Here is a 26465-nt window from a genome sequence, read left to right on the forward strand (position 1 = left end):
GATATCTCCGTCCAGGGCATCGACCGGTCCTCCCAGTCGATAACAAAGACTGTCACCCAGGTCGCCGGTCCAAACTGTCACCAACCTAGCCGGTTTGTACCCCCCCGGACCCCCGCTCGGGGGGAAATGACTTTCCCCCCGAGAACCCCCCATTACTTTCCGTCAGTTTGGGGACAGTACTTGAGCCTGCGAAGGTTTTTTCGGTAAAATTATATAATAATATCAATTATATAGAATTAGCGCTGTCCCCAAACTCCTCGCAGGGGCCTCGGGAGATCTTATCTCCCCAGCGGATGGGGTCTGGGGAAGGCAGAGCCTTCCCCAGTCTTTGCTCCCTTGGGGAAGGCAGAGCCTTCCCCAGGCGGCCTTCCCAGAAAGGATGCCGCCTACCCCCGCGCCCAGTTCCACGCCAGCGCGAAGGCCGCGAGCCCCAGCCCCACCGATCCCAGCACATAGACCGCGGCCAGTGCTGGCGAGCGTTCCCACAGCAGTCCGGTTTCCAGGCTGAACGCCGAGAAGGTGGTGAACCCCCCCAGCACGCCGGCCACCAGGAACACCCTGGCCCCGCCGCCCAGCCCATAGCCGGCGCACAGCCCGATGCAGGCGCTGCCGACGATGTTGATGGCTATGGTCCCCCACGGGAAGGCCGCCGTGTTCAGCAGGGTCGAGAGCCCATACCGCAGCACGGAACCAACCGCCCCGCCGAGCGCGGCATAGAGCGGGTTCATCGCCGTTCCCTGCGCAGCTTGTCCCAATGCTCCAGCCGGCGCTTCACCTCGGCCTCGGCGCCGCGGCCCTCGGGGTTGTAGAAGCGCTGGCGGCCCATCGCCTCGGGGAAGTAGTCCTGGCCGGAGAAACCTTCCTCGGCGTCGTGGTCATAGGCGTAGTCGCGGCCATAGCCGATCTGCTTCATCAGCTTGGTGGGCGCGTTCAGGATGTGCTTGGGCGGCATCAGGCTGCCGGTTTCGCGCGCCGCGCGCATGGCGGCGCCGAAGGCCTTGTACACCGCGTTGGATTTGGGCGCGCAGGCCAGGTGCACCACCAGCTGTGCCAGGGCCAGGTCGCCCTCGGGGCTGCCCAGCCGCTCATAGGTTTCCCAGGCGGCGACGGCCAGCGGCAGGGCGGTGGGGTCGGCGGCGCCGACATCCTCGGCGGCGAAGCGCGTCAGGCGGCGGGCGATATAGCGGGGGTCCTCGCCGCCGGTCAGCATGCGGGCGTACCAGTACAGCGCCGCGTCCGGGTCGCTGCCGCGCATGGATTTGTGCAGGGCGGAGATGAGGTTGAAATGCTCCTCCCGGTCCTTGTCGTACAGCGCGGCGCGCTTGGCCAGCAGGGCCTGCAGCTTCGGCACGTCCAGCGGCGCGGTGTTCTCCGGCAGCGCCAGCAACTGCTCGGCCAGGTTCAGCAGATAGCGCCCATCGCCATCGGCCATGGCGGCGAGCGCGGCCCGGGCCTCGGGGGTGACGGGCAGGGCGCGGCCTTCCAGCGCCTCCGCCCGGCCCAGCAGCGCGTCCAGCGCCGGGGCCTCCAGCCGGTTCAGCACCAGCACCTGGCAGCGGGAGAGCAAGGCCCCGTTCAGCGCGAAGCTGGGGTTTTCCGTGGTGGCGCCCACCAGGGTGATGGTCCCGTCCTCGACATAGGGCAGGAAGCCATCCTGCTGGGCGCGGTTGAAGCGGTGCACCTCATCCACGAACAGCAGCGTGCGGCCGCGCCTGCGCGATGCCTCCTCGAACGCCTTCTTCAGATCCGCGACGCCGGAGAACACGGCGGAAATCGCGGTGAAATGCAGCCCCGCGGCCTCGGCCAGCAGGCGGGCGATGGTGGTCTTGCCCACCCCCGGCGGGCCCCACAGGATCAGCGATGGCAGGGAGCCGCGGGCCAGCATGGCGCGCAGCGCGCCATCGGGGCCGAGCAGGGTTTCCTGGCCCACCACCTCATCCAGCGTGCGCGGGCGCAGCCGGTCGGCCAGCGGGCGGCGGCCGCGCTGCCCGGGGGCGGGGGGTGTTTCGATCTCGGGTGCGGCGCCGAACAGGTCGTTTTCCGCATGACGGGGCGGGGACATGGGGCCATGATGCGCCCAAAGACCAGGGAGGAAAACATGCGTCACCCGCGCCGGGCCATGCTGGCCGCGCTGCTGTGCGCGCCGTCCATCGCGCAGGCCCAGGCCAATGCCCAGGATTGGCCGCACCGGCCCATCCGTCTCGTCGTCTCGTTTCCGCCCGGCGGCAGCACCGATGTGCTGGCCCGGCTGGTGGCGCCGCATCTGGAACGCAGCCTGGGCCAGACCATCGTCATCGAGAATCGCGGCGGGGCGAATGGCGCCGTGGCCTCCGCCGCTGTGGCCGGGGCCACGCCCGATGGCTACACCTTCCTGCTGGATTCCGGCGGGGGCATCACCAACGCCTTCCTGATGCGGGGGCTGGGCTTCGACTACGCCACCGCCTTCGCGCCGGTCAGCCAGATGACGCTGCTGCCCTCCGTGCTGATGGTGAAGACCGGCAGCCCGCATGACAGCCTGGAGAAGCTGATCGCCCATCTGCGCGCCAATCCGGGGCGGGAGAGCTATGGCTCCTCCGGCATCGGCACCGGTTCCCACCTGTCGGGGGCGATGCTGATGCGCCGGGCGGGGCTCGATGCGCAGCATGTGCCCTATCGCGGCGGCGCGCAGCAGATGACCTCCATCCTGGCCGGCGAGACGCTGTTCACCTTCTCCACCCTCGCCGTGCCGGCGCCGCTGATCGCGGACCGCCAGGTGGTGGCGATCGCGGCCTCCAGCGCGGAACGCATCCCGGGCTTCGAGCGCGTGCCCACCGTGGCCGAGAGCGGCTTTCCGGGCTTCGACATGGTGGACATGCACGGCATCTACGCCCCGGCCGGCACGCCGCACGCCATTATCCAGCGGGTGGGGGATGCGGTGGTCGCGGCGATGGCCGAACCCGGCCTGCAATCCCGCTTCACCGCGCTGGGGCTGGTGCCGCGCGCGGCGGGGCCCGAGGCCTTCGCCACCTACCTGACCACCCAGCGGGAGAAGATGGGCAGCTTCATCCGCTCCGAGAACATCCGCGCGGAGGGGTAGGGGCCGAGGGGTAGGGGCGCGGGCTGTGGCGATTGTCACTCCCGTGTCACTCGCCGGGCGCGCGGCTTGCCCCTAGAACCCCGGGCATGCTGCGCCGAAGCCTGCTTGCCGCCCCGTTCCTGCCTGTCGCCGCCGTCGCTCAACCATGGCGCCCGCAGCGGCCGGTACGGCTGGTCATCGCCTTCCCGCCCGGCGGCAGCACCGATGTGCTGGGCCGGCTGGTCGCGCCCTCCATGGCGGCCACGCTGGGGCAGCCGGTGGTGCCGGAAAACCGCGCGGGGGCCGCGGGCAGCATCGCCAGCGCCCATGTGGCCCAGAGCGCGCCCGACGGGCTGACGCTGCTGCTCGATTCCGGCGGGCATGCGGTGAACCCCTACATCATGCGGGGGCTGCCCTTCGACTACGCCACGGCCTTCGCGCCCGTCACGCTGCTGGCCACCCTGCCGCTGGTGCTGGTGGTGCCGGGCGATGCCGGGATCGACAGCCTGCAGGCCCTGCGCGCCCGCGCCGCCGGCGGCAACGCCACCTATGGCAGCGTGGGGGTGGGCAGCCGCACCCATCTGGCGGGCGCGCTGCTGCTGCGCCGCTGGGGGCTGTCCGGCACCCATGTGCCCTATCGCGGCGGTTCCGATCAGATCACGGCGCAGATCCGGGGGGAGACGCTGTTCGGCTTTTCCTCCATCGCGCTGACCGCCGCGCTGATCCGCGAGGGGCGGCTGCGCGCGCTGGGCGTCTCCTCCCCCGGCCGGGCCGCGCAATTGCCGCAGGTGCCGAGCCTGGCGGAGCAAGGTCTGGCGGATTTCTCCATGATGGACTGGCTGGCCCTGCACGCGCCGGCCGCCACGCCCCCCGGCATCGTGGCCACCCACGCCACCGCCGCCATCGCCGCGATGGCGGAGCCCGCGATCCAGCCGCGCCTGTCCGACATGGGCCTGCTGCCGGAGGCCCATGGCCCCGCCCATCTCGCGGCCTTCCTGGCCGGGGAGCGCGCCCTGATGAGCCAACTGGTCGAGGCCGAGGGCATCCGCCTGGATTGATGCCGGGTGAAGGGCGCGTCATGCTGGGCGCATGAATCGCCGATCTCTTCTCGCACTGCCGCTGACCGGCTTGGCCGCCCCCGCTCTCGCTCTGGGCTTCACCCCGACCCGGCCTGTCCGTGTGCTGGCCGCCTGGCCGGCGGGCGGCTCGGCCGATGCCTCCATCCGCCTCTGCGCGCCGATCATGGCGCAGGAGCTGGGCCAGCCCGTGGTGATCGAGAACCGGGGCGGCGCCTCGGGTTCCATCGGGGCCGCCGTGGCGGCGCAGATGGCGCCGGATGGCCACAACTTCCTGCTGGATGCCGCGGGGCAGATCAGCAACCCGCTGCTGATGCGCGGTCTGGGCTTCGACTACGCGACGGCCTTCGCGCCCGTCACCCTTGCCGCCCTGCTGCCCAACCTGCTGGTGGTGCGGGCCGAGACGGGCATCACCTCCGTCGCCGGGCTGGTGGAACGGCTGAAGGCCAACCCGGGCCGCGAGACCTATGCCAGCACCGGCATCGGCCTCACCTCCCATCTCGCCGCCGTGCTGTTCACCCAGCAGGCGGGGGTGGATGTGACGCATGTGCCCTATCGCGCGTCGTCGCAGGCGATCCCCGGGCTGCTGGCGGGTGAGACGCTGTTCATCTTCAACACCACCCCGCTGGTCGCCCCCCTGATCCGGGAGGGCAAGCTGCGTGCCCTGGCGGTGGCCACCCCCACCCGCATCCCGGCCTTCCCCGATGTGCCGACCATGCTGGAGCTGGGCTACCAGGGTTTCACGCTGAACGAATGGCTGGGCTATTTCGCCCCCGCCGGCACGCCCCAGGGCGCGATCGAGCGCTTCGCCGCCGCCTCCAACAAGGCGCTGCACGACCCCACGGTGCGGGACCGCCACGCGGTGATGGGGGCGGAGATCATCGCCAGCAGCCCGGCCGAATTCGCTGCCTTCCTGACGGAGCAGCGTGCCAGGGTTGGCGCCATCATCCGGGACAACAACATCCGGCTGGATAGCTGAGGGGGAAACGGCCATGCGGCTGGTCACATTCGACGACGGCAATGGCGCGCGCATCGGCGCGATGGATGGCGAGGCGGTGCGGGACCTTTCCGCCGCCGACCACAGCCTGCCGAAGGACATGCTGGGGCTGATCGCGGCGGGGGCGCCGGCGCTGGCCGCGGCCTATGCCGCCTTCATCCGCGCCCCGGTGGTCGAGGGCGCGAAGCTGCTCGCCCCCATCCCGCGCACGCCCAAGAACATCTTCTGCGTCGGCAAGAACTATCATGAGCACGCGAAGGAATTCGCGGGCTCCGGCTTCGATGGCGGCGCGAAGGAGGTGGTGCCGAGCTACCCGGTCGTCTTCTCCAAGCCGCACACCGCGATCATCGCCCAGGGCGAGCCCATCCTGAGCGCGATGGACCCGTCCGGCGGCCTCGACTACGAGGGCGAGCTGGCGGTCGTGATCGGCCAGGGCGGGCGCGGCATCGCGAAGGACGCGGCGCTGAACCACGTGTTCGGCTACACCATCGTGAACGACGTGACGGCGCGGCACCTGCAGAAGCGCCACAGCCAGTGGATCCTCGGCAAGGGCCTGGACAGCTTCGCCCCCATGGGCCCGGCCATCCTGACCGCCGATGAGGTGCCGGACCCCACGAAGCTGACGCTGACCACCTGGCTGAACGGCGAGCGGCGCCAGCACGCCCCCCTCTCGGACCTGATCTTCGACATCCCGACGCTGATCGAGGCGATCTCGGCCGCCATCACGCTGGAGCCGGGCGACGTGATCGCCACCGGCACCCCGGCCGGGGTGGGCATCGGCTTCACCCCGCCGAAATTCATGGTGCCCGGCGATGTGGTGCGCATCGAGGTGCCCGGCATCGGCGTGTTGGAGAACCCGGTCGTGTAGCCACGCCCAGCAGGAGGAAACGAGCCCATGAACATCGGACAATTCGGACGGCGGCCGCTGCTGGCGGCCTCGCTCGCCCCCGCCTTGGCGCAAGCGCAAGGTGCCGCCTGGCCGCAGGGCAGGGCGGTCAGCATGGTGGTGGCCTTCCCGCCCGGTGGGCAGGCGGATGTCTCGGCCCGGCCCACGGCGGCGGCCATGGAGCGCATCCTGGGTTCCGCCGTGCCGGTGGTGAACCGGGCGGGCGCCTCGGGCGCGCTGGGCAATGCCTATGTCGCGCGCGCGGCCCCCGATGGCTCGACGCTGCTGATGGCGCTGTCCTCCGTGCTGATCCTGCCGGAATCGGAGCGCGTGAACGGCCGCCAGCCGCAATACGAGGTGGAGCAGCTTGCCCCCATCGCGCGCATCACCGCCGACCCCACCGTGCTGGTGGTGCGCGCAGACGCGCCCTGGCGGGATATCGACGCCTTCATCGCCGATGCCCGCACGCGGCCGGGCGCGATCAGCTATTCCTCCTCCGGCAACTACTCGGCCCTGCACACGCCGATGGCGATGTTCGCGAATGCCGTGGGCATCGACATGCTGCATGTGCCCTTCCAGGGCGGCGCGCCGGCGCTGACGGCGCTGCTGTCGGGCACGGTGCAGGCGCTGGCCAGCGGCACCGGCCCTATCATGCAGCACATCCGCGCCGGGCGGCTGCGCGCCCTGGCCAGCTGGGCGGCCGAGCGCCTGCCGGGCCTGCCCGATGTGCCGACCTTCCGCGAGAAGGGGCTGGAGGAGGTGCAGTACACCATCTGGGCCGGCGTCTTCGCCCCCGCCGCCACCCCCGCCCCGGTGCAGGAGGAGATCCGCCGCTGCCTGGCCCAGGCCGCCCGCGACCCGGAGGCGAACCGCGCGCTGGAGGCCGCGGGCAGCCCCATGGCCTATCTGGATGGCGATGCCTTCCGCGGTTTCGTGGCCGAGGATCACGCCAGGCTGGTGCAGGTGGTGCGGCGCATCGGCCGGGTGGAGTAGAATCCCCGCATGACCGACAGCCGAGCCGAGCGCATCCGCGCTCTGATGACCAGCCGTTTCGCGCCCCAGGCGCTGGAACTGACCGATGACAGCGCCCTGCACGCGGGCCATGCCGGCGCCCGGCCGGGGGGCGAGACACACTACACGCTGGCGATGACCAGCGCGGCTTTCGCGGGGCTGAACCGGGTCGCGCGCTCGCGCCTGGTGAATGAGGCCCTGGCCGGGGAGTTCCAGGCCGGGCTGCACGCGCTGGCGCTGAAGCTGCGCGCCCCCGGCGAGGGCTGAGAGACCGTTTGGGAATACGGACGGGTCGGTCTGGTGCGGTCTTTTCCGTGTTGGGTGCGTCAGCCGCTTGCTCCGATGAACCACATCGGAGCGGCGCGACTTCCTGCCCAGCCCGAAAAATACCGCACCAGCCCTCAACCGCCACATTCCCAAATGGTCTCTGACGCAACCCCGCCGCCCTCCGCCGCGTTGCACCATCCTGAAGGATGGAAGAGGTGCGGCGCTTGTTCTCCGGTATCATCGTCTCGGTCGGGGCCACCATCCTGGGCATCAGCGTGGTGCAGCTGGCCAATGGCTATCTGAGCACGCTGGTTTCCATGAGCGCCGCCGGCGCTGGCTTTCGGCCCCTGGCCGTGGGTCTGGTGCTGGCCAGCTATTTCGGCGGCTACACGCTGGGGGCGGCCACGCTGGGGCCGCTGCTGCTGCGGGTGGGGCATATCCGGCTGTTCGCGGCGCTGGCCGGGCTGGTCGCGGCCTCCATCGCCTTGCAGCCGGTCTTCACCTCCGCCCCCGCCTGGGTGGCGATCCGGCTGATGACCGGCTTCGGCTGCGCCGGGCTGTTCATCACCGCCGAAAGCTGGCTCAGCGGCAGCGCCACCAGCCAGAACCGGGGCACGGTCTTCGCCTTCTACATGGTCGCGACAAACTTGGCCTTCGGCGCCGGGCAGTTCCTGATCAACCTGCCGGCGCCGAGGGGGTTCGAGCTGTTCTCGATCGCGGCCGCCCTGTTCTGCCTGGCGCTGATCCCGGTCAGCCTGACGCGCGCGACCGCGCCCACCGTCACGCGCAGCCCGCGCCTGGGCTTGCGCGCGCTGCGCCGCCTGGCGCCGGTGGCGGTGGCGGGCTGTGCCGCCGCCGGGCTGATGGGCAGCACCTTCTACGCGCTGATCCCCGCCTATGCGCAGACCCAGGGCATCCCGGCCAGCGCCGTTTCGGCCTATGTCGCCACCGCCATCTTCGGCGGGCTGGCCTTCCAGATCCCGGTCGGCCGGCTTTCGGACAATCTGGACCGGCGGCTGGTGGCGGGCGGGGTGGCGCTGGGCTTCTGCGGCTGCGCCGTGGCGCTGGCCCTGCTGCCCTTCGGGGTGTCATGGGCGGTGCTGCCCGTGACCTTCCTGCTGGGCGGCTTCATGTCCACCATCTATCCGGTCTGCGTGGCCCACGCGAATGACCGCGTGGCGCCGGAGCAGGTGGTCTCCACCAGCGGCTCGCTCATCCTGATCAACGGCATCGCCTCTTTCCTTGGGCCTATCCTCGGCACGGCCATCATGGGCCGGGCGGGGGTGGCCGGGGTGTTCCTGTATGTGGCCGGGGTGGCGGCGCTGTTCGTGGCGGTGGCGCTGTGGCGCTTCCTGCTGGTGCCGCGCAGCCGCTGGAAGGAGCGCTCCTTCGTGGCGGTGGACCCTGGGATGGGCCAGCTGGCCCATGTGGCCGACGAGACGGAACTGCCCCTCGGGGTGGTGCGGGGCACCTGAGGTCAGGCGTTCAACGCCGCCAGGAAGCCCCGGGACCATTGCGCCGCGCTGTTGGTCTTCAGGCAGGCGGTGTTGTCGTGCCAGCGGGCCACGCGTTCCTCCAGCCCCATGGTCAGGGCGGTGTTCAGCCCCTCGGCGATCTCGTCCGGGTCATGCGGGTTCACGTGGATCGCGCCGCCCAGCTCGGCCGCGGCCCCCGCGAAGCGCGACAGCACCAGCACGCCCGGGTCCGCCGGGTCCTGCGCCGCGACATGTTCTTTGGCGACCAGGTTCATGCCATCGCGCAGCGGCGTGACCACACCCACCCGCGCCAGCCGCAGATAGCCCGCCAGGCTGGCCCGGGCGGTGGCGCGGGTGATCCAGCGGATGGGCGCCCAGTCCACATCCGCGTGCTGGCCGTTGATGCGGCCGGCCAGCTCATCCAGCTGCCGGCGCAGCGCGCGGTATTGCGTCAGCTCCCCGCGCGAGACCGGGGCCACCTGCAGGAAGGTCACGTGCCGGCTGTGCCCGGGGAAGCGGCGCAGCAGGCGCTCCATCCCCAGGAAGCGGTTGGGCAGGCCCTTGGAATAATCCAGCCGGTCCACCCCCAGCAGCAGGGCGCGGCCATTCAGGCTTTCGGCCAGGCGCCGGGTATCGGCGGAGCGGGCGGCGCGCTGGGCCAGCTTGGCGAAGCCCTCGGCATCCAGCCCGATCGGGAAGGCCTCGACCCGCGCCGCGAGGCCCGAGCCCTCCAGCGCGCCGCGCAGGTTCTGGCTGTCCTCCTCGGTCTGCATGCCCAGCAGGTCGTAGCAGGCCAGGTCCCGCAGCAGGCCGTCGCCGCGCGGCAGGGCGGCGAACAGGGCGGCGGGCGGGAAGGGGACATGCAGGAAGAAGCCGATGCGGTTGCGCACCCCCAGCCGCCGCAGCGCCGCGGCCAGCGGGAACAGATGGAAATCATGCACCCACACCACGTCATCGGGCGCCAGCAGCCCGGCCAGCACGCGCGCGAAGCGGTCGTTGACGGCGCGGTAGCCTTCCTCCTCCTCGCGGCGGAACTCCACCAGCCCCATGCGGTAATGCAGCAGCGGCCACAGCGTGCCGTTGGAAAAGCCCGTGTAGTACAGCCGATGCTCGGCGTCCGAGAGGTCGATGGTGGCATAGCGCACGCCCGCGGCATCGAGGATGGAGGGCGTGTCGTTTCCGTCGCCCTTGCCGATCTGGCCGGACCAGCCGAACCACAGGGCGGAGCGCCCCTGCAGCGCATCCTTCAGCGCGACGGCGAGGCCGCCGGGCTGCGACGCCGCGCGCCCCTTGGGCACCGGCACGCGGTTGGAGACGATTACGAGGCGAGCCATGGCGCATTCTCCTGCAAGGTCATGAGCCACTGGCGCAGCCGGCCCGGGGTGCCGAAACTGTCGGCCATGTGCAGCCCGATGCCGCCCAGCGCGCGGGCGGCATCGATGGCGGCCAGGTCGGTCACGTCATCCCCGATGAACAGCGGCAGCCGGCCTGCGAAGCCCGGCACCGTCATCAGGGCCCGCAGCGCCCGGCCCTTGTCGGCCCCGGCCGGGCGGATCTCCCAGGCCATGGCGGCGGGCAGCAGCTCGAAGCGCGGATCGGCGGCCAGCAGCGGGCGCAGCGCCGCCTCCAGCGCCGGGCCCGCATCGGGGGCGCCACGGTAATGCAGCACGAAGCCGCCATGCTTCAGTTCCAGCAGGGTGCCAGGATGGGCGTGCAGCAGGGCGGTGGTGGCCAGCTGCCAGGCGTAGGGCACGCGCGGCAGGGCGAGGCGGCGGGGCGGGGCAGGTGGGATGTGCAGCACCGCGCCGTGCTCGGCGGCGGTGGGCAGGGGGCCCAGCAGGGCCTGCGCCTGTTCCAGCGGCCGGCCCGTGACGAGCGCCAGCCCGCCGCCCAGCTGCGCGTGCAGGCTGTTCAGCAGGCCGGGCAGGCCGGGTGGCACCCGCACGGCATCGGGCCGGGGGGCGATGTCGAGCAGGGTGCCGTCGATATCGAGCAGCAGGGCGTGGCGGCGCAACAGGTCCGGCGCGGCAGGCAGATCGGAGTCCATGCCAGGGAAACGCCGCAACGCGGAAAGGGATGCAAAGTTTTTGCCGCGCCGCGAAGAAAACCGCGACGCGCCCCCGCCTTAAAGCGCGGCGCCCCCGCCTTGGCCGCGCTTACAGCGCGGCGATAGCCGTCATCTCGATCAGCACGTTCTTGCCCAGTTCCTGCACGCCCACGGTGGCGCGGGTGGGGCGGTGCTCGGCGGGCATCCATTCCTTCCAGGCCAGGTCCATCTCCGGCTTCTGGTCGAAGGCGGCGATGAAGATCGTCACCGACAGCAGCTTCGTCTTGTCGGAACCGGCGGCGGCCAGGAACTTGTCGAACTTGGCCAGGATCTGCTCGGTCTGGCCGCGCATGCCCAGGCTGGTGTCGTCGGCCGTGGTGCCGGCCAGATAGACGGTGCCGTTGTGCACCACGGCGCGGTGCATGATGGGCGTTTGCAGATGGCGTTCGGTCATCGGAATTCCTCGGGCCCGGGGGTGACTCCGCCGGGGGTGGCGAACACTATAGTGAAACATCACGGCGCCCTATCGCCCGCCCCTCCAGCTCAGGCAGACCCCGCATGCCCCTTATGGTCGACCGCATCACCCCCACCCCGAAACCGCCGCCGGCCGCGGATGTCGTGGTGATCGGCGGCGGCATCGTGGGGGTGTGCGCCGCGCTGTTCGCCGCCAGGCGCGGGCATTCCGTGGCGCTGGTCGAGAAGGGCGTGATCGGGGGCGAGCAGTCCAGCCGCAACTGGGGCTGGGTGCGCCAGCAGAACCGCGACATCGCCGAAATCCCCATGGCCCAGCACAGCCTGCGCATGTGGGAGGAATTGCAGGCCGAAACCAACGAGGATCTGGGCTTCCGCCGCAAGGGGCTGGTCTATGTCACCCGCAGCCAGGCCGATGTGGCCCTGTGGGAGAACTGGGCCCAGGTCGCCAAACCCTTCGGCGTGCAGACGAGGATGTTGAGCGCGAAGGAGACCCAGGAGATGTCGCCCGGCTCCGCGCTGCCCTGGGTGGGGGGCGTGCATTCGCCCACCGATGGCCGGGCCGAGCCGCGCCTGGCCTGCCCCGCCCTGGCGCGGCTGGCGATGCGCCACGGCGCGGCCATCGTCGAGAACTGCGCGGCCCGGGGGCTGGAGATGCAGGGCGGGCGCGTCAGCGGCGTGGTGACGGAAATGGGCACCATCCGCACCCAGAGCGTGATCTGCGCCAATGGCGCCTGGGCCTCCATGTTCCTGCGCCATCATGGCGTGTCGCTGCCGCAGGCCAGCATCCGGGCCACCAGCTTCCGCACCTCCCCGGTCGCGGGCGTGACGGAGGGCGGTATCTCCACCCCCAAATTCACCTTCCGCCGGCGCGAGGATGGCGGCTTCACCGTGGGCCTTAGTGGGCGCGGCCGGCTGGAGATCGCGCCCCAGGGCCTGCGCTACGCGCGCGAATTCTGGCCCATGTTCAAGTCCCGTTTCGACAAGATCAGCATCCGCCTGGGCCGCTCCTTCATCGAGGGGCCGGAAGCATGGTCCAAATGGTCGCTCGACCAGGTCTCCCCCTTCGAGCGGGTGCGGGTGCTGGACCCGGCGCCGCAGCAATCCCTGATCGACCAGGCGCTGGCCGCGATCGTGGAGGCCTATCCGCAGCTGGCCGGCATCCGGGCGGTGGAAAGCTGGGGCGGGGCGATCGACTGGACGCCGGACGGCCTGCCGGTGATCGCGCCCATCGCAGCCCTGCCGGGCTTCGTGCTGGCGGCGGGGTTCAGCGGGCATGGGTTCGGCACCGGCCCGGCCTCCGGCCATCTGGCGGCGGACCTGGCGCTGGGGGATCCGCCGATCGTGGACCCCACCCCCTTCCGGCATGAGCGCCTGATCGACGGGACGGTGGCCAAGGCGCCCGGCATGGTTTGAATGAAATTGAAAGCAAATGCGATGTGGCCCATCGGGGGGCGGGCCGCATGGCAGATCAATCTGGCGGCAGACTGGCGCGTGACTGTGCGGAACATTGTTCCGATATCCCCGTCCGCCCATATTCGCGCCACCGCTTAGGCTTGTGCGGTCATTAACCTCACTTAATCTCGGCCGCAGCACAGCAGCCGAGATTCCACCATGCTCACCCGCCGCCAAGCCCTGGCCACCCTCGCCCTGTCCTTCGGTGCCGTCGCCGCCCCGGCCATCGCCCGCGCCGCCGGCCCCGTGCTGACGCGCGACGTGCGGCTGATCTGCCCCTATGCCCCGGGCGGCACGGTGGACCTGCTGGGCCGCATGCTGGCCGAGGCGATCGGCCCGCGCCTGGGCGGGCGCAACATCGTGGTCGAGAACCGCAGCGGCGCGGGCACCTTCATCGCCATGCAGGCCGCGGCCAACGCGCCGGATGGCTACACCATGTCGATGTCCTCCACCGCCACCCTGGCCACCACGCCCGTGCTGCCGGGCGCCATGGCGCCGATCGACGTGGACAAGGCCCTGGCCAATGTCACCAGCCTGATCCGCGTGCCGATGGTGCTGGTCGGCCAGCCGAACGCGCCCTACCGCACGCTGGCGGAACTGATCACCTACGCCAAGGCCAATCCGGGCAAGCTGAACATCGGCAATTCCGGCCAGGGCGGGCAGACGCATCTGCTGGCCGCGCGCCTGATGCACGAAGCCGGCATCACCATGGAACAGATCCAGTATCGCGGTGGCACCCCCGCCCTGCTGGACATCATGGCCGGCAATTCCGATTTGTATTTCTCGCTGCTGCCCGAATCCCTGCCCTTCATCCGCGATGGGCGCCTGCGCCCCATCGCCTTCGTCTCCACCGAGCGCAACACCACCCTGCCGGATGTGCCCCTGGCGCGGGAGACCATCGCGGGCTTCACCGGCGATGTCGGCTACGGGATGGTCATGGCCTCTGGCACGCCCCCCGAATGGCTGGCCTTCTGGAACGAGGAGATCAACCGCGCGATGAGCACGCCCGAATTCCGCGCCCGGCTGGAAAGCCGCTTCCTGGTCGCCACCAACGGCACCCCCGCCGCCTACACCGCGGAGATCATGGAAGACCGCCGCGTCTGGGGTGCCGTGATCCAGGCCGCCGGCATCCGCGCCGGGGCCTGATCACCCCGCCGACTGTCCCGCCGATTGTCCCGCGACCGGCAGCCACAGCGACACGGTGGTGCCTTCCCCCGGCGCGCTGCGGATCGCGAGCCCGCCGCCCGACTGCTCGGCGAAGCCCTTGGCCATGGGCAGGCCGAGCCCGGTGCCCTGTTCCACCGGCTTGGTGGTGAAGAAAGGTTCCACCACCCGGGCCAGGGTGGCTTCGTCCATCCCGGTGCCGGTATCGGTCACTTCCAGGCGGATATAGGCGCCGGGCAACCCGTCCGGGCTGTCCGCCGCCTCCTCCAGCCTGGCCGAGAGCCGCACCACGCCGCCCTCGGGCATCGCGTCGCGCGCGTTGACGGCCAGGTTCACCAGTGCTGCCTCCAGCTGCCGGCGGTCCGCCATCAGCGGCGGCAGCCCGGGTGGCACCGCTACGTCGCAGGCATAGGCCCGGCCCAGCGTGCGCTCCAGCACGATGCGCAGATCCTCCAGCAGGGCCGCGGCGTCGATGGGGGTGGCGCTCAACTCGGAGCGGCGGGCGAAGGCCAGCAGCCGGCCCGCCACCGCGTCCCCGCGCTCGACCGCCGCGTTCAGCGCATCCAGCATGGCCAGCACCTGGTCCGGGTCGTCCACCACATCGGCGATGATGGCGGAGGCGCTGCTGACCATCTGCAGGATGTTGCGCATGTCATGCGCCATGCCGCCGGCCAGCTCCCCCAGCGCCTGCATGCGCTCGGCATGGGCGGTGCGGGCCTGGATCGCCTCGCGCCGGGCCACTTCTTCGGACACGCGCTGTTCCAGGCTGTGGTTCAGCGCCTGCAATTCCGCCCGCGCCTGCCGCAGCGCGGTCACGTCGTCGAAACTTTCCATCACCGCGGCGGGCTGGCCCTGGCGATCGCGGTGCAGCACCTTGCGGGTGGCCAGCACCATGGGGCGGCGGTCGCGGTGGCGGCTGACCAGGTCGCCGGTCCATTCCCCCTCCCGCAGCAGCTGGGCCTCGATCTCGGGGAAGGGCTGGGGGAACAGGGTATCGAGCAGTTCCCGCGCCACGCGGCCCTTGGCCTCGGCGGCGCTCCAGCCCAGCAGGCGCTCGCAGCCGCTGGACCAGAACTGGATGCGCCCTTCCATGTCGCGCACCATCACCGTGGCCAAGTCGAGCGTGGCCAGCAATTCCTGCAGCTCGGCCCGGCTGGTGGCCAGGGCGGCCTCCGTCTGCTTCAGCCGCGTCACGTCCACATGGGCGCCGACGACGCGCAGTGCGGTGCCATCCGGGGCGCGTTCAATCTCGGCGCGGGCGGAGATCCAGCGCACCTCGCCGGCGGGGGTGATGATCCGGTATTCCTGCGCGTAGTCCGTGATGCCGGAATCCTGGGCAATGGCCCGCAGGAAGGTGCGTTCCGCCTTCTCCCGGTCCTCGGGGTGCAGGCGGGCGATCCAATCCTGGTGCCGCTCCGTCACCGGGGCGGCATGCTGGCCCTGCAAGGCCATGTATTCGCCCGAGCGATGGTTGATGCCGCTGTGCAGCTCGATCTCGAAACCGCCGACCATGCCGATCCGCTGGACACGGCGCAGCCGGGCCTCGCTGACCGCCAGGGCAGCATGCAGGGGGGAGGCGGTGTCTTCGGCGTCAGCGCCCATCATGGTCCACGTGCTGGATTGGATTTGGATTGGATCCTGGAAGGGCATTTCACCGCCCTGAGTGGTCCTTGTTTATAACAGGACTGTTAATTGTTCCATCGGGAATAAGCAAATTAAAACAAACTATTGTGAAATAATTTTATTCTCAAGAATGATTATTCGATCGATCTGATTAACATATGTTGTGGCGCCCTCCGGCGGTGGGCCGCCACACGGCCGGCAGGGGTGGCCCTGCAATGTTTTGTCACACCCCGGACACCACAGGTCACCGGCCCGGCGGCATCACCGGGGGTATGCCGCCTTCCCGCCTGCTCCTCCCCGCCCTGGCCGTGCTGCTGGGCTTCTCGCCACCGGCCGCCAGGGCGGCCGACCTGCGCGCGGGCTTCGCCCTCGCGCTGGAACTGAACGCCGAGATCCGCGCCGCCACCGCCCAGCGGGAGGTGTTGGCCGCCCGGCGCCGGGGCGCGGAGGCACTGCTGCCGGGTGCCACCAGCGTCAGCCCCTCCTGGCGCAGCCAGGCGAATCCGGGACGCGGCGGCTACCAGGAATTCGAGGTGACGGCCGATGTACCGATCTGGATGCCCGGCGAGGCGCGCGCCCTGCGCGGCACCGTCTCGGCCCAGGACACCCAGCTGGACGCCCGGCTGCGCCAGGCCCGCATCGCCGTCGCGGGCGAGGTGCGGGAAGCCTATTGGGCCTGGGCCCTGGCGGTGGCGGAGCATGAGGCGGCCCGCGCCCGCGTCGCGGCCGCCCGCAACCTGGAGCGCGACATGGGCCGCCAGGCCGGCGCCGGCAACGCCCCGCGCACCGACCTGCTGCTGGCCCAGGCCGAGGCGCGCGACGCCGAAGGTGCCACCCGACTGGCCGAGGCGCAGCAGCGCGCGGCCGTGCTCGCCTTCCGCGCGCTGACGGGGCAGAACCCTTCCCCGGGCGCGGCCGAGCCCATGGCCCGCGTCCCGGTCCCCGGGGCCGCGATGCGCGACCTGCCGCAGGCGGTGCTGCTGCGCGCCAGCCTCGACCTGGCCCGCGCCGAGGAACGCCTGGCCCGGGTGCGCGACCGCGAAAGCCCGAGCCTGTTCGCCGGCTGGCGGCGCGAGCGCGGCGATTTCGGGGAACGCTGGGTGGACCGGCCGGTGATCGGCATCCGCATTCCCTTCTCCCACCCGCCGCAGGTGCAGGAGCGCGTGGCGACCGCCCGGGCCGAGGCCGTCAGTGCCGAGGCGCGGCTCGCCACCACCCTGCGCAATGCCGAGGCCGCCGAGCAGCGCGCCCGCGCCCAGCGCGAGGACGCGGAGGAGCTGACCCGCCTGACCGAGCAGCGCCACCGCGCGCTGGCCGAGCAGACGGGGCTGGTCGAGACCGCCTATCGCGCCGGCAACCTGCCTTTCATCGAGCTGACGCGCGCCCGCGCGCAGCTCGCGCAATCCGACATCGCCCGCCGCCGGGCGCGGGTGGAGCGTGACCGGGCCGCCTCGGTCATCAATCAGATCCTGGGGGTCGAGCCTTGATCATGCGTCGCTTCCTGCCGCTGGCGCTCATCGCCTGCCTGCTGGCCCTGCCTGTCCGCGCGCATGAGGGGCATGACGACGAGGCCCCCGTCGCCAGCAACGCCCTGCCGCGCCTGCAGGCCGAAAGCGAGCTGTTCGAGCTGGTGGGCGTGCTGCAGCCGGGCGGGCTGATGCTGCTGTACCTGGACCGCTGGGCGGACAATGCCCCGGCCGACGGCGCCATCACCGTCACCATCGAGGGCCAGGAGGTCGCGGCGGAGCGGCTGGGGGTCGGCCTGTTTTCCCTGCGCCACCCGCGCCTGGCGCGGCCGGGCAGCATCGACCTGATCTTCAGCGTCTCGGCCGGGGAGGAGATGGACCTGCTGACCGGCACGCTGGAAGCCCCGGCCCCGGCGGAACACGCGGAGGAGGCGCATGGCTGGCTGGATGCCCTGCGGGAGGCGCCGGTGCTGCTGATCGGCGGGCTTGCCCTGTTGCTGGGCGGGCTGGCGCTCGGTCGGCTCTCCGCGCCGCGCCCGCTGCCGCCGATGGTGGAGGATGAGGCGCCCCGCAAGGCCGCCCCCCTGGCGGTGGGGTTGCTGATGCTGCTCGCGGCCTCGCCCGCCCTGGCCCAAACTGGCGTCGCCGAGCCGCCCCGCCGCATGGAGGACGGCACGGTCTTCCTGCCCAAGCCCTCGCAGCGGCTGCTGGCCATCCGCACCCAGGCGACCGCCACCGCCGAGGCCTTCGCCACCTTGCAGATGCCCGGCGGCATCGTGCCCGATCCCAATGCCTCCGGCCGGGTCCAGCCCTCCCAGACCGGGCGGCTGGAGGGGGGCGAGCGCGGCCTGCCCACCCTCGGCCAGCGGGTGGAGCGCGGCCAGGTGCTGGCCTATGTCACCCCCAGCTACACCGCCGCCGAGCGCGGCACGCTGACCCAGAACGCGGCCGAGCTGGACGCGCAGATCGCCATCCTGCAGGCGCGCGCCACCCGGCTGCTCTCCCTGCGCGGCAGCGTGTCGGAGCGCGAGATCCAGGAGGCCCAGGCCGAACTCGCCGGCGCCCGCCAGCGCCGCGCGGCCATCCAGCCCGCGCTTTCGGGGCGGGAGGCGCTGGTGGCCCCGGTCTCTGGCTCGGTCTCGGTCGTGCGCGCCGCGCTGGGCCAGCTGGTGGACAACCAGATGGCGGTGTTCGAGATCGTGGACCCCGCCCGGCTGTGGGTGGAGGCGCTGGCCTTCGAGCGCACCAGCCTGGACAACATCGCGGGCGCCAGCGCCACCCTGCCGGATGGCCGCGCGCTGGAGCTGGAATTCACCGGCCGCGGCCTGGCCCGCCGGCAGCAGGCGGTGCCGCTGAATTTCCGGGTGATTGCGCCGCCGGCGGATGTGGATGTGGGCTCGCCCGTCGTGGTGCTGCTGCGGGTGCGGCGGAACCTCTCGGGCATCATCCTGCCGGCCGATGCCGTGGTGCGCTCCGCCGAGGGCCCGCCCGTGGTGTTCGAGCACACGAGCGCCGAGCGCTTCGCACCCCGCCCGGTGCGGGTGCAGCCGCTGGACGGCGCCCGGGTGGTGGTGACGGAGGGGGTGAACCCCGGCGCGCGCATCGTCGTCCAGGGCGCCGGCCTGATCGCGCAGGTGCGCTGAGATGCTCTTCAACACGCTGGTCGGCTTTTCCCTGCGCAACCGGCTGTTCGTGCTGATCGCGGCGGCCATCATCCTCGCCTATGGCGGCTGGACGCTGGCCGGCCTGCCGGTGGATGTCTTCCCCGACCTGAACAAGCCCACCGTCACCCTGATGACGGAGGCCGAGGGCATGGCACCGGAGGAGGCGGAACAGCTCGTCTCCTTCCCCATCGAGACGGCGATGAACGGGTTGCCGGGGGTCACGCGCGTGCGCTCCGTCTCCTCCGTCGGCCTGTCCATCGTCTTCGTGGAATTCGACTGGGGCGCCGATATCTGGCGTGCCCGCCAGCAGGTGAATGAGCGGCTGGGCCAGGTGGCCGCGCAATTGCCGCCCCGCGTGCAGCCGGTGATGGCGCCCGTCTCCTCCATCATGGGTGAGATCATGCTGGTGGCCATGACCGCGCCGGCCGATGGCAGTGTCTCCCCCATGGAGCTGCGCACCCTGGCCGATTGGGTGATGCGCCCGCAATTGCTGACCATTCCCGGTGTCTCCCAGATCATCCCGATCGGGGGGGAGGTGCGGCAGTTCCGCGTGATGCCGGACCTGCGGCGGATGCAGCTGCTCGATATCAGGATGGAGGCGCTGGAGACGGCGCTGCGCCAGTTCGGCACCAATGCCGGCGGCGGCTATGTGGACCAGGCGGGGCGGGAGTACCTGATCCGCAACCTGGCCCGCACCACCGCGCTGGAGGATCTGCGCAACGCCCCGGTCGGCTTCCGGGAGGGCCAGCCCATCCTGCTGCGCCAGGTGGCCGAAGTGGATTTCGGCGCGCGCTTCCGGCGTGGCGACGCGGGGGTGGATGCCGGGCCCGCCGTCATCCTCGGCATCCAGAAACAGCCCGGCGCCGACACCATCCGCCTGACCCGCGCGGTGGAGGCCGCCCTGGCCGGTCTGCAGGCCGGCATGCCCCGCGGCGTGCGGGCGGACCGGGTGAAGTTCCGCCAGGCCAGCTTCATCGAGACCTCCATCGCCAATCTGCGCCAGGTGCTGCTGGAAGCGGCGGTGGTCGTCACCATCGTGTTGTTCGGCTTCCTGCTGAACGCGCGCACCACCTTCATCTCGCTGACCGCCATCCCGCTCTCGATCCTGCTGAGCGTGATCGTGTTCTCGGCGCTCGGCCTGTCGATCAACACCATGACGCTGGGCGGCATCGCCATCGCGGTGGGGGAGCTGGTGGACGACGCGGTGGTGGATGTGGAGAACGTGTTCCGCCGCCTGGGCGAGAACCGGCACCTGCCCAAGCCCCGCCCCATCGCCCAGGTGATCGCGCAGGCGAGCATGGAGGTGCGCTCCGGCATCGTCTACGCCACCATGATCATCGTGCTGGTCTTCCTGCCGCTGTTCGCGCTGTCGGGCATCGAGGGGCGGTTGTTCGCGCCGCTGGGCGTCGCCTACATCGTGGCCATCCTGTCCTCCCTGATCGTGTCGATCACGGTCACGCCGGTGCTCTGCTACTTCCTGCTGCCGGGGATGAAGAATCTGGGCGGGCATGAGGGCTGGCTGGTCCGCAGGCTGAAGGCGCTGAACGACCGGCTGCTGCGCTGGGCCTTCGCGCGGCGGGGCGCGGTGCTGGGGCTGGCGGGCGGCGCGGTGCTGCTGGCCGGGGCCTCCATTCCCCTGCTGCCGCGCGCCTTCCTGCCGGTGTTCAATGAGGGCACGGTGCTGATCTCCCTCACCTTCCAGCCCGGAATCTCCCTGAACCAGTCGAGCGATCTGGGCCGCGTGGCCGAGACGCTGGTGCGCGAGGTGCCGGAGGTGCGCGGCGTCAGCCGCCGCACCGGCCGTGCCGAGCTGGATGAGCACGCGGAGGGCGTGCACCGTTCCGAGCTGGATGTGGACCTAGCCCCCAGCGCCCGCCCGCGCGCGGAGGTGCTGGCCGATCTGCGGGCGCGGCTGTCGGTGCTGCCGGGCTCGGTCAGCCTGGGCCAGCCGATCAGCCACCGGCTGGAGCACATGCTCTCGGGCGTGCAGGCGCAGATCGCGCTGAAGGTGTTCGGCGACGATCTGGACCGGCTGCGCGCGGTGGCCGAGGGCATCCGCACCCGCCTCGCGGCCAATGTGCCGGGGCTGGTGGACCTGCAATTGGAACGCCAGGTGCGGGTGCCGCAGCTGCGCATCGCGATCGACCATGAGCGCGCGGCGCTCTACGGCGTCTCCACCCCCGCGCTGCTGGCGCGCATGCAATCCCTGACCGGCGGCGAGGTGGTCAGCCAGATCATGGACGGCGCCCGCCGCTATGACCTGGTGCTGCGCCTGCCCGATGCCGACCGCACCACCGCGCGGCTGGCCGATGCGCTGATCGAAACCCCGGGCGGGCGCGTGCCCCTGCGCCTGCTGGCGAGCGTGGAGGACACGGATGGCCCTAACCAGGTGCTGCGGGAGGGCGCGCGCCGGCGCATCGTGGTGCAGGCCAACACCGATGGCCGGGCCGACATGGCGCAGGTGGTGGCGGGCATCCGCGCCGAGCTGGCGCGCATCGAGCTGCCGCCCGGCTATTCCACCGCGCTCGAAGGCACCTTCCAGGCGCAGGAGGAAGCGATGCGCACCATCGGCGTGCTGGCCGCGCTGTCGCTCGCGCTGATCTTTGTGGTGCTGTACTCGCGCTACCGCTCGGCCGTGCTGGCGCTGATCGTGATGGGCAATGTGCCGCTGGCGCTGATCGGCGCGGTGGCGGCGATCTGGATCGCGGGGCTGCCGCTCTCGGTCGCCACCCTGGTGGGCTTCGTGACGCTGACGGGCATCGCGGCGCGCAACGGCATCCTGAAGATCAGCCACTACCTGAACCTGGCTCTGTTCGAGGGCGAGCGCTGGGGCCTGGCGCTGGTGCTGCGCGGCAGCGCGGAACGGCTGACGCCGGTGCTGATGACGGCGCTGTCGGCGGGGCTCGCGCTGCTGCCGCTGACCGTGGGCGCGGATGCGCCGGGCAAGGAGATCCTGCACCCGGTGGCGGTCACCATCCTGGGCGGGCTGGTGACGGCCACGCTGCTGGATACCTTCGTGACACCCATCCTGTTCCACCGCTTCGGGCGGCCGGCGCTGGAGCGGCTGCGGGAGGAGGCGGAAGGCAAGATGCAGGAGGCGTTCTGATGGGGCGCGCCGTCCCTGGGGGGGGCGCAGCCCCTCCCACACCCTCCCGGCCGGGGACACACGTGTCCCCGGACCCCAGTGGCGCACCACTCCGCGGTGCTCTCGTGGTAAATTGAAATATAGTATTGATAATACTGAGAAAATTCCCCCTGAAAACTCCCAAAAAGTAATGGGGGGATCTCGGGGGGAAAGTCATTTCCCCCCGAGCGGGAGTTTGAGGGCAGGGCCCTCAACCGAACCACCCATCAGGAGAACCTTCATGTTCCGTCGCCTCTTCCTCACCCTGCCTTTCGCCACCCCCGCCCTGGCCCAATCCGGCCATTCCCACAGCCATGGCGCCGGCCCCAATGGCGGCGTGGTCGCCGAGCTCGGCAACCAGCATCTGGAGCTGGTGCTGCGCGATGGCGAATTGCGCATCTATCTGTTGAACGAGCAGGACCAGCCCATGCCCGCCACGGGCGTGGCCGGCTCGGCGGTGCTGCAATCCCAGGGGCGGCAGCAGACGCTGCGGCTCGCGGCCGGGCCCGGGAACGCCTATCTGGTGGGGCAGGGGGAGTTCGTGGCGCGCGGCACCCGGGTGGTGGCATCCCTGACCCTGCCTGGCCAGCCGCAGCGTTCCGTGCGCTTCCCCGTGGCACCGTAGGAGGACGCCTTGACCGAAGCGCGGGAGGACCGGCTGCTGGACCCGGAGGCCAGCATCCTGGTGGTGGAGGATGATGGCGAGATGCGCCACCTCGTCGCCCGGCTGCTGCGCGATGCCGGCTTCCGCGTGCTGCCCGCCCGCGACGGGCGGGAGATGTGGGACCTGCTGGAGAACGCGGCCACCCCGCCCGACCTGATCGTGCTGGATGTGATGCTGCCCGGCGCCTCGGGGTTCGACCTGTGCCGGCGGCTGCGCCAGCGCGGGCGCATCCCCATCATCATGCTGACCGCGCGGGGGGACGAAACCGACCGCGTGGTGGGGCTGGAAATGGGCGCCGACGATTACGTGACCAAGCCCTTCGGCGCGCGGGAGTTCGTGGCCCGCGTGCGCGCGCTGCTGCGCCGCTCCATGGGCGACCCCGCCAGCCCGGAGGGCGTCGCGCGGCGCCTGTGCTTCGCCGGCTGGGCGCTGGATCTGAAGGCGCGGGAGCTGTTCTCCCCCAACGGCGCCATCGTGGACCTCTCGGGGGCGGAATACGACCTGCTGCTGGCCTTCCTGGAACACCCGCAACGGGTGCTGAACCGCGAGCAACTGATGGAAATCGCCAAGCGGCGTGTCAGCATCGACGTCTCCGACCGCAGCATGGACGTGCAGGTCAGCCGCCTGCGCCGCAAGATCGAGCCGGGGGACAGCAGCCCGGCCATCATCAAGACGGTGCGCGGCAGCGGCTATGTCTTCGTGCCGGCCGTGACGCGGGAATGAGGCTGTGGCGCCTGTTCGATCCGCGCAGCCTGGCCGGGCGCACGGTGTGGCTGCTGGTGGGCGGGCTGACGCTGCTGCATGTCGGCAGCATGCTGATCCATGAGCGCACCCTGCATGGCGCGGAGCTGAACGCCTTCGAGGCGCAGGTGACGGACCGCATCCTGGCCGCCGCCGGCACCGCGCTGATGGAAACGGAGGACACCCGGCCCCAGGCGGTCGCGGCGCTGTCCCTGCCGGGCATCGCGCTGTCCTGGCAGCGGGAGCGGCCGGAATGGCCCGCGGCCCCGGCCGGCGATGCGGCGCGGGAGTTGCAGCGCCGTCTCGGCCCCCGTGCCGAGGTGGCGGGGCGGGATGATTCCACTCTCAGCGGCCGGCTGCGCGTGGGTGACCAAGGCTGGGTGCGCTTCACGGTCGAGGACCCGCCCGCCCATGGCCTGCCGGAGAATGTGGGGGATTGGCTGCTGGTGGCGGCGATGGCCTTCGGCATCCTGCTGGCCTCCATCCCGGTGGTGGGCTGGATGACCGAACCCCTGCGCCGCCTGTCGGAGGCCGCGAACCGGCTGGGGCGCGACCCCCGGCCGGCCATCCTGTCCACCAGCGGTCCGGTGGAGGTGCGCCAGGCCGCCCAGGCCTTCAACGCCATGCAGGCGCGCATCGTGCGCCTGATCGAGGACCGGACGGAGGCGCTGGCGGCGCTGAGCCATGACCTGCGCACGCCGCTCGCGCGGCTCCGGCTGCGTGTCTCCTTCCTGCCGGAAGGCGAGGAACGCACCCGCATCGAGGCCGAGGTGCGGGAGATGGAGGGCATGGTCTCCGGCACGCTGGCCTATTTCCGGGAGGGGCGGGACGCGGAGCCCGCCGTGCGCGCCGACCTGGCGGCCATCCTGCAGACCCTGGCCGATGAGGCGGCGGACCTGGGCCATGACGTGCGCTATGAGGGGCCGGACCACCTGGTGCTGCCGCTGCGCCGGGTGGCGGCGAAGCGGGCCTTCCAGAACCTGCTGAACAACGCGCTGGCCCATGGCGCACCGCCGGTCAGCCTGGCGCTGCGGGTGGCGGGGCGTGAGGTGGTGGTCGAGGTGCGGGACCATGGCCCCGGCATTCCCCAGGCGCAGCGGGTGCAGGCGCTGCAGCCCTTCGTTCGGCTGGACCCCGCGCGGGGCGGCGGTGGGTTGGGGCTGGGCCTGGCCACTGCCCAGCGCTTCGCCCTGGCCGAGGGCGGCAGGCTGGAACTGGATGAGGCCCAGGGCGGTGGCCTGATCGCTCGGGTCACGCTGCCATACGGGAGCATGGCAGGGTGATGCGGCTGTCAGCCCGGATAGCGCAGCAGCGGCCGGCCCTCATCGGTGCCGATGATGCTGGGCGTCGTGCCATTGCCGTGGTTGCCCTGGCCGGGGCCGGTGTAGGTCACGCCGGGTTCCTGCGCGTCACCGGACAGGCGGGCGGGGCCGTTGCGCACCGGGCCGCCGGGCGGCGTGGCGGGGCGGTGGATGATGGGCGTGCCGCCCGCCTCGTTGCCGTCCACATGGAGGGGGGCGTTGCCCTCCGCGCCGCCGGGGATCAGGCGGATGTCGGGGCTGGCGAAGGCGGTGCTGGCAAAGGCGGGGCCGGAAAGCAGGGCGCTGGCCAGCAGGATCGTGCGGAACATGAGGCGTTTTCCTTTTTCTGCGGCGTGATGCCGTACCCCCGATATGTCCCGCCGCCCGCGTTGCTGAGTGACGCCGGAATGACAAACTATGTCTCCTTGCCCCGCCTCGGCGGGTGCGGGGGTCGCGCGCCGTTTCCCACCCCGGGAAGCAGGCCATGCCACCAGACAGGAAAGACACTGCGATGAGCGGTTCCAGGCTGAGTTTCCGGGTGAGTGGGATGGACTGCGCCGCCTGCGTGGCGCGCATCACCACGGCGCTGGAGGCGTTGCCGGACGTCAGCGCGGTGGAGGTGAACCTGATGGCGGAGCGCCTGTCCTTCGACGCGGCCTCCGCCGAGGCCTCGGCGCGCGCCACGGGGGTGGTGCGGGGGCTGGGATACGCCATCGCTCCGGCCGCCGCCGCCGCCGCCGCCGCCGCCGCCGCCGCAGCCCCGGGCCCGGCGCCGGCACCCGGCGATCACGCGGGCCACGGCCATGATCATGAGGAGGAAGCCCCCGCCGGCACCCCCTGGTGGAACACCGGCAAGGCGCGGCTGGTCTGGCTGCTGGGCGGGCTGGTCGCGGCCGCCTGGATCGCGGGGCTGCTGCTGCCCGCCGCGAAGGAATGGCTGTTCCTGGCCGCCACCCTGGCGGGGCTGATCCCCTTCGGGCGCCGGGCCATCGCGCTGGCCCGCGCCGGCACGCCCTTCAGCATCGAGACGCTGATGTGCGTGGCCGCCCTCGGCGCCATCGTGATCGGCGCGGCGGAGGAAGCGGCGGTGGTCGTCCTGCTCTTCGCCGTGGGCGAGTGGCTGGAGAATGTGGCCGCCGGCCGCGCCCGGGCGGGCATCCGCGCGCTGGCCAAGCTGATGCCGGACACGGCGCTGCGCCTCGGCCCCGATGATGTCACGGTGCAGGTGCCGGCCTCGGCACTCGCGGTGGGTGACCTGGTGCTGGTGCGCCCTGGCGATCGCGTGCCCTCGGATGGCGTGGTCGAGGACGGCCAGTCCGAGCTGGACGAAAGCGCCGTGACCGGGGAGAGCGTGCCGGTGCCGCGCGGCCCGGGCGATGCGGTGGTGGCGGGCGCGATCAATGCCGGGGCGGTGCTGCGCGTGCGCGTCAGCCATGCGGCCTCCGAGAACACCATCGCCCGCATCATCCGGCTGGTGGAGGATGCCACGGCCTCCCGCGCCGCCACGCAGCGCTTCATCGAACGCTTCGCCACCTGGTGGACGCCCGGGGCCATGGCGGTGTCGCTGGCCGTGATCCTGCTGGCGCCCCCGCTGCTGGGCTGGGCGTGGCAGACCAGCCTGTACCGCGGGCTGGCGGTGCTGCTGATCGCCTGCCCCTGCGCGCTGGTGATTTCGGTGCCGGCGGCCATGGCGTCCGGCCTGTCGGCCGGGGCGCGGCGCGGGCTGCTGGTGAAGGGTGGTGCCGCGCTGGAGGCGCTGGGTGCGGCCACCGCCATCGGCTTCGACAAGACCGGCACGCTGACGGCGGGCCACCCGCGCGTGACCAAGCTGCTGCCCGCGCCGGGTGTCAGCCGCGCCGCCTTGCTGGCCGAGGCCGCGGCGGTGGAGGCCGGCAGCGCCCACCCCCTGGCCCGCGCCATCCTGGCCGAGGCCGCCGCGCGCGGCATGCCGCTGCCCCCGGCCAGCGAGGCCCAGGCC

Annotated in this window: 23 protein-coding genes; 16 read left to right on the plus strand and 7 right to left on the minus strand. The window is 71.6% G+C overall.

Annotation, left to right across the window (positions count from 1 at the left end):
• Positions 1 to 386: 386 nt before the first annotated feature.
• Both GT007_RS19335 and GT007_RS19340 read right to left on the minus strand, forming a co-directional pair.
• Entirely contained in the window at positions 387 to 728 is a 342-nt protein-coding gene (locus GT007_RS19335; protein ID WP_160123312.1) for a fluoride efflux transporter FluC, read from the minus strand.
• Positions 725 to 2062: a replication-associated recombination protein A gene (locus GT007_RS19340; protein WP_160123313.1), complete on the minus strand. Its 1338-nt coding sequence runs from the start codon at positions 2060 to 2062 to the stop codon at positions 725 to 727. The genes GT007_RS19335 and GT007_RS19340 overlap by 4 nt, the downstream gene beginning before the upstream one ends.
• 36 nt (positions 2063 to 2098) lie before the next feature.
• Here GT007_RS19340 and GT007_RS19345 point away from each other — a divergent pair, with 36 nt between their 5' ends.
• The 7 genes from GT007_RS19345 (at position 2099) to GT007_RS19375 (ending at position 8767) form a co-directional block, all read left to right on the plus strand.
• On the plus strand, positions 2099 to 3076 hold the full coding sequence (locus tag GT007_RS19345) for a Bug family tripartite tricarboxylate transporter substrate binding protein (RefSeq protein ID WP_160123314.1): 978 nt from the start codon (positions 2099 to 2101) through the stop codon (positions 3074 to 3076).
• 86 nt (positions 3077 to 3162) lie between these two features.
• Positions 3163 to 4113, plus strand: a complete 951-nt coding sequence (locus GT007_RS19350) for a Bug family tripartite tricarboxylate transporter substrate binding protein (protein WP_160123315.1) — start codon at positions 3163 to 3165, stop codon at positions 4111 to 4113.
• 31 nt (positions 4114 to 4144) lie between these two features.
• Positions 4145 to 5110 (plus strand): Bug family tripartite tricarboxylate transporter substrate binding protein, encoded by a 966-nt coding sequence (locus tag GT007_RS19355; protein WP_160123316.1) that lies wholly within the window; start codon positions 4145 to 4147, stop codon positions 5108 to 5110.
• 13 nt (positions 5111 to 5123) lie between these two features.
• The gene (locus tag GT007_RS19360; RefSeq protein ID WP_160123317.1) at positions 5124 to 5996 is read left to right on the plus strand and encodes a fumarylacetoacetate hydrolase family protein; all 873 of its coding nucleotides are present in this window, start codon (positions 5124 to 5126) and stop codon (positions 5994 to 5996) included.
• Positions 5997 to 6023: 27 nt separating this feature from the next.
• On the plus strand, positions 6024 to 7007 hold the full coding sequence (locus GT007_RS19365) for a tripartite tricarboxylate transporter substrate binding protein (protein ID WP_160123318.1): 984 nt from the start codon (positions 6024 to 6026) through the stop codon (positions 7005 to 7007).
• A 9-nt stretch (positions 7008 to 7016) separates the two neighbouring features.
• Positions 7017 to 7292 (plus strand): BolA family protein, encoded by a 276-nt coding sequence (locus GT007_RS19370; RefSeq protein WP_160123319.1) that lies wholly within the window; start codon positions 7017 to 7019, stop codon positions 7290 to 7292.
• Between the two features lie 215 nt (positions 7293 to 7507).
• Complete coding sequence (locus GT007_RS19375; protein ID WP_160123320.1) at positions 7508 to 8767, plus strand: MFS transporter; 1260 nt, start codon at positions 7508 to 7510, stop codon at positions 8765 to 8767.
• A gap of 2 nt (positions 8768 to 8769) precedes the next feature.
• On the opposite strand, the gene GT007_RS19380 is transcribed toward GT007_RS19375, so the two are convergent.
• The 3 genes from GT007_RS19380 to GT007_RS19390 all read right to left on the minus strand — a co-directional run bounded on the left by GT007_RS19380 (position 8770) and on the right by GT007_RS19390 (position 11268).
• Positions 8770 to 10101, minus strand: coding sequence for an alpha,alpha-trehalose-phosphate synthase (UDP-forming) (locus GT007_RS19380; protein ID WP_160123321.1), 1332 nt, complete (start codon positions 10099 to 10101; stop codon positions 8770 to 8772).
• Positions 10086 to 10814: a trehalose-phosphatase gene (gene otsB, locus GT007_RS19385; protein ID WP_160123322.1), complete on the minus strand. Its 729-nt coding sequence runs from the start codon at positions 10812 to 10814 to the stop codon at positions 10086 to 10088. Before otsB ends, GT007_RS19380 begins: the two co-directional genes overlap by 16 nt.
• 109 nt (positions 10815 to 10923) lie before the next feature.
• On the minus strand, positions 10924 to 11268 hold the full coding sequence (locus GT007_RS19390; RefSeq protein WP_160123323.1) for a RidA family protein: 345 nt from the start codon (positions 11266 to 11268) through the stop codon (positions 10924 to 10926).
• A 104-nt stretch (positions 11269 to 11372) separates the two neighbouring features.
• Between GT007_RS19390 and GT007_RS19395 the strand changes: the two genes are divergently transcribed.
• Both GT007_RS19395 and GT007_RS19400 read left to right on the plus strand, forming a co-directional pair.
• The gene (locus GT007_RS19395; protein ID WP_160123324.1) at positions 11373 to 12701 is read left to right on the plus strand and encodes an NAD(P)/FAD-dependent oxidoreductase; all 1329 of its coding nucleotides are present in this window, start codon (positions 11373 to 11375) and stop codon (positions 12699 to 12701) included.
• A gap of 198 nt (positions 12702 to 12899) precedes the next feature.
• A complete protein-coding gene (locus GT007_RS19400; protein WP_160123325.1) occupies positions 12900 to 13886 on the plus strand; it encodes a Bug family tripartite tricarboxylate transporter substrate binding protein in 987 nt (328 codons plus the stop codon).
• On the opposite strand, the gene GT007_RS19405 is transcribed toward GT007_RS19400, so the two are convergent.
• Entirely contained in the window at positions 13887 to 15509 is a 1623-nt protein-coding gene (locus GT007_RS19405) for a PAS domain-containing sensor histidine kinase (RefSeq protein ID WP_160123326.1), read from the minus strand.
• Between the two features lie 290 nt (positions 15510 to 15799).
• Between GT007_RS19405 and GT007_RS19410 the strand changes: the two genes are divergently transcribed.
• From GT007_RS19410 to GT007_RS19435, 6 genes are all read left to right on the plus strand, one after another.
• Positions 15800 to 17014: a TolC family protein gene (locus tag GT007_RS19410; protein ID WP_160123327.1), complete on the plus strand. Its 1215-nt coding sequence runs from the start codon at positions 15800 to 15802 to the stop codon at positions 17012 to 17014.
• Positions 17015 to 17016: 2 nt separating this feature from the next.
• Positions 17017 to 18636 (plus strand): efflux RND transporter periplasmic adaptor subunit, encoded by a 1620-nt coding sequence (locus tag GT007_RS19415; RefSeq protein WP_236571766.1) that lies wholly within the window; start codon positions 17017 to 17019, stop codon positions 18634 to 18636.
• Between the two features lies 1 nt (position 18637).
• Positions 18638 to 21763, plus strand: a complete 3126-nt coding sequence (locus tag GT007_RS19420) for an efflux RND transporter permease subunit (protein WP_160123329.1) — start codon at positions 18638 to 18640, stop codon at positions 21761 to 21763.
• 259 nt (positions 21764 to 22022) lie between these two features.
• A complete protein-coding gene (locus tag GT007_RS19425; RefSeq protein WP_160123330.1) occupies positions 22023 to 22406 on the plus strand; it encodes a hypothetical protein in 384 nt (127 codons plus the stop codon).
• A 9-nt stretch (positions 22407 to 22415) separates the two neighbouring features.
• Complete coding sequence (locus GT007_RS19430; RefSeq protein WP_268894561.1) at positions 22416 to 23168, plus strand: response regulator; 753 nt, start codon at positions 22416 to 22418, stop codon at positions 23166 to 23168.
• Entirely contained in the window at positions 23165 to 24469 is a 1305-nt protein-coding gene (locus GT007_RS19435) for an ATP-binding protein (RefSeq protein WP_160123331.1), read from the plus strand. Before GT007_RS19430 ends, GT007_RS19435 begins: the two co-directional genes overlap by 4 nt.
• An 8-nt stretch (positions 24470 to 24477) precedes the next feature.
• Here GT007_RS19435 and GT007_RS19440 read toward each other — a convergent pair whose 3' ends face one another.
• Positions 24478 to 24816, minus strand: coding sequence for a hypothetical protein (locus tag GT007_RS19440; protein WP_160123332.1), 339 nt, complete (start codon positions 24814 to 24816; stop codon positions 24478 to 24480).
• 182 nt (positions 24817 to 24998) lie between these two features.
• Here GT007_RS19440 and GT007_RS19445 point away from each other — a divergent pair.
• A partial coding sequence (locus tag GT007_RS19445) for a heavy metal translocating P-type ATPase (RefSeq protein WP_236571765.1) occupies positions 24999 to 26465 on the plus strand: 1467 nt, incomplete at its 3' end.

This window comes from Rhodovarius lipocyclicus, from assembly GCF_009900765.1.
Taxonomy (GTDB): Bacteria; Pseudomonadota; Alphaproteobacteria; order Acetobacterales; family Acetobacteraceae; genus Rhodovarius; species Rhodovarius lipocyclicus.

Excerpts from the sequence above, each read along its gene's own strand:
- GT007_RS19355 (WP_160123316.1), top strand. The coding sequence starts at position 4,145 with ATGAATCGCCGATCTCTTCTCGCACTGCCGCTGACCGGCTTGGCCGCC.
- GT007_RS19400 (WP_160123325.1), top strand. The coding sequence starts at position 12,900 with ATGCTCACCCGCCGCCAAGCCCTGGCCACCCTCGCCCTGTCCTTCGGT.
- GT007_RS19420 (WP_160123329.1), top strand. The coding sequence starts at position 18,638 with ATGCTCTTCAACACGCTGGTCGGCTTTTCCCTGCGCAACCGGCTGTTC.
- GT007_RS19440 (WP_160123332.1), bottom strand. The coding sequence starts at position 24,816 with ATGTTCCGCACGATCCTGCTGGCCAGCGCCCTGCTTTCCGGCCCCGCC.
- GT007_RS19415 (WP_236571766.1), top strand. The coding sequence starts at position 17,017 with ATGCGTCGCTTCCTGCCGCTGGCGCTCATCGCCTGCCTGCTGGCCCTG.
- GT007_RS19345 (WP_160123314.1), top strand. The coding sequence starts at position 2,099 with ATGCGTCACCCGCGCCGGGCCATGCTGGCCGCGCTGCTGTGCGCGCCG.
- otsB (WP_160123322.1), bottom strand. The coding sequence starts at position 10,814 with ATGGACTCCGATCTGCCTGCCGCGCCGGACCTGTTGCGCCGCCACGCC.
- GT007_RS19405 (WP_160123326.1), bottom strand. The coding sequence starts at position 15,509 with ATGATGGGCGCTGACGCCGAAGACACCGCCTCCCCCCTGCATGCTGCC.
- GT007_RS19395 (WP_160123324.1), top strand. The coding sequence starts at position 11,373 with ATGCCCCTTATGGTCGACCGCATCACCCCCACCCCGAAACCGCCGCCG.
- GT007_RS19340 (WP_160123313.1), bottom strand. The coding sequence starts at position 2,062 with ATGTCCCCGCCCCGTCATGCGGAAAACGACCTGTTCGGCGCCGCACCC.
- GT007_RS19365 (WP_160123318.1), top strand. The coding sequence starts at position 6,024 with ATGAACATCGGACAATTCGGACGGCGGCCGCTGCTGGCGGCCTCGCTC.
- GT007_RS19435 (WP_160123331.1), top strand. The coding sequence starts at position 23,165 with ATGAGGCTGTGGCGCCTGTTCGATCCGCGCAGCCTGGCCGGGCGCACG.
- GT007_RS19350 (WP_160123315.1), top strand. The coding sequence starts at position 3,163 with ATGCTGCGCCGAAGCCTGCTTGCCGCCCCGTTCCTGCCTGTCGCCGCC.
- GT007_RS19410 (WP_160123327.1), top strand. The coding sequence starts at position 15,800 with ATGCCGCCTTCCCGCCTGCTCCTCCCCGCCCTGGCCGTGCTGCTGGGC.
- GT007_RS19425 (WP_160123330.1), top strand. The coding sequence starts at position 22,023 with ATGTTCCGTCGCCTCTTCCTCACCCTGCCTTTCGCCACCCCCGCCCTG.
- GT007_RS19370 (WP_160123319.1), top strand. The coding sequence starts at position 7,017 with ATGACCGACAGCCGAGCCGAGCGCATCCGCGCTCTGATGACCAGCCGT.
- GT007_RS19390 (WP_160123323.1), bottom strand. The coding sequence starts at position 11,268 with ATGACCGAACGCCATCTGCAAACGCCCATCATGCACCGCGCCGTGGTG.
- GT007_RS19380 (WP_160123321.1), bottom strand. The coding sequence starts at position 10,101 with ATGGCTCGCCTCGTAATCGTCTCCAACCGCGTGCCGGTGCCCAAGGGG.
- GT007_RS19360 (WP_160123317.1), top strand. The coding sequence starts at position 5,124 with ATGCGGCTGGTCACATTCGACGACGGCAATGGCGCGCGCATCGGCGCG.
- GT007_RS19335 (WP_160123312.1), bottom strand. The coding sequence starts at position 728 with ATGAACCCGCTCTATGCCGCGCTCGGCGGGGCGGTTGGTTCCGTGCTG.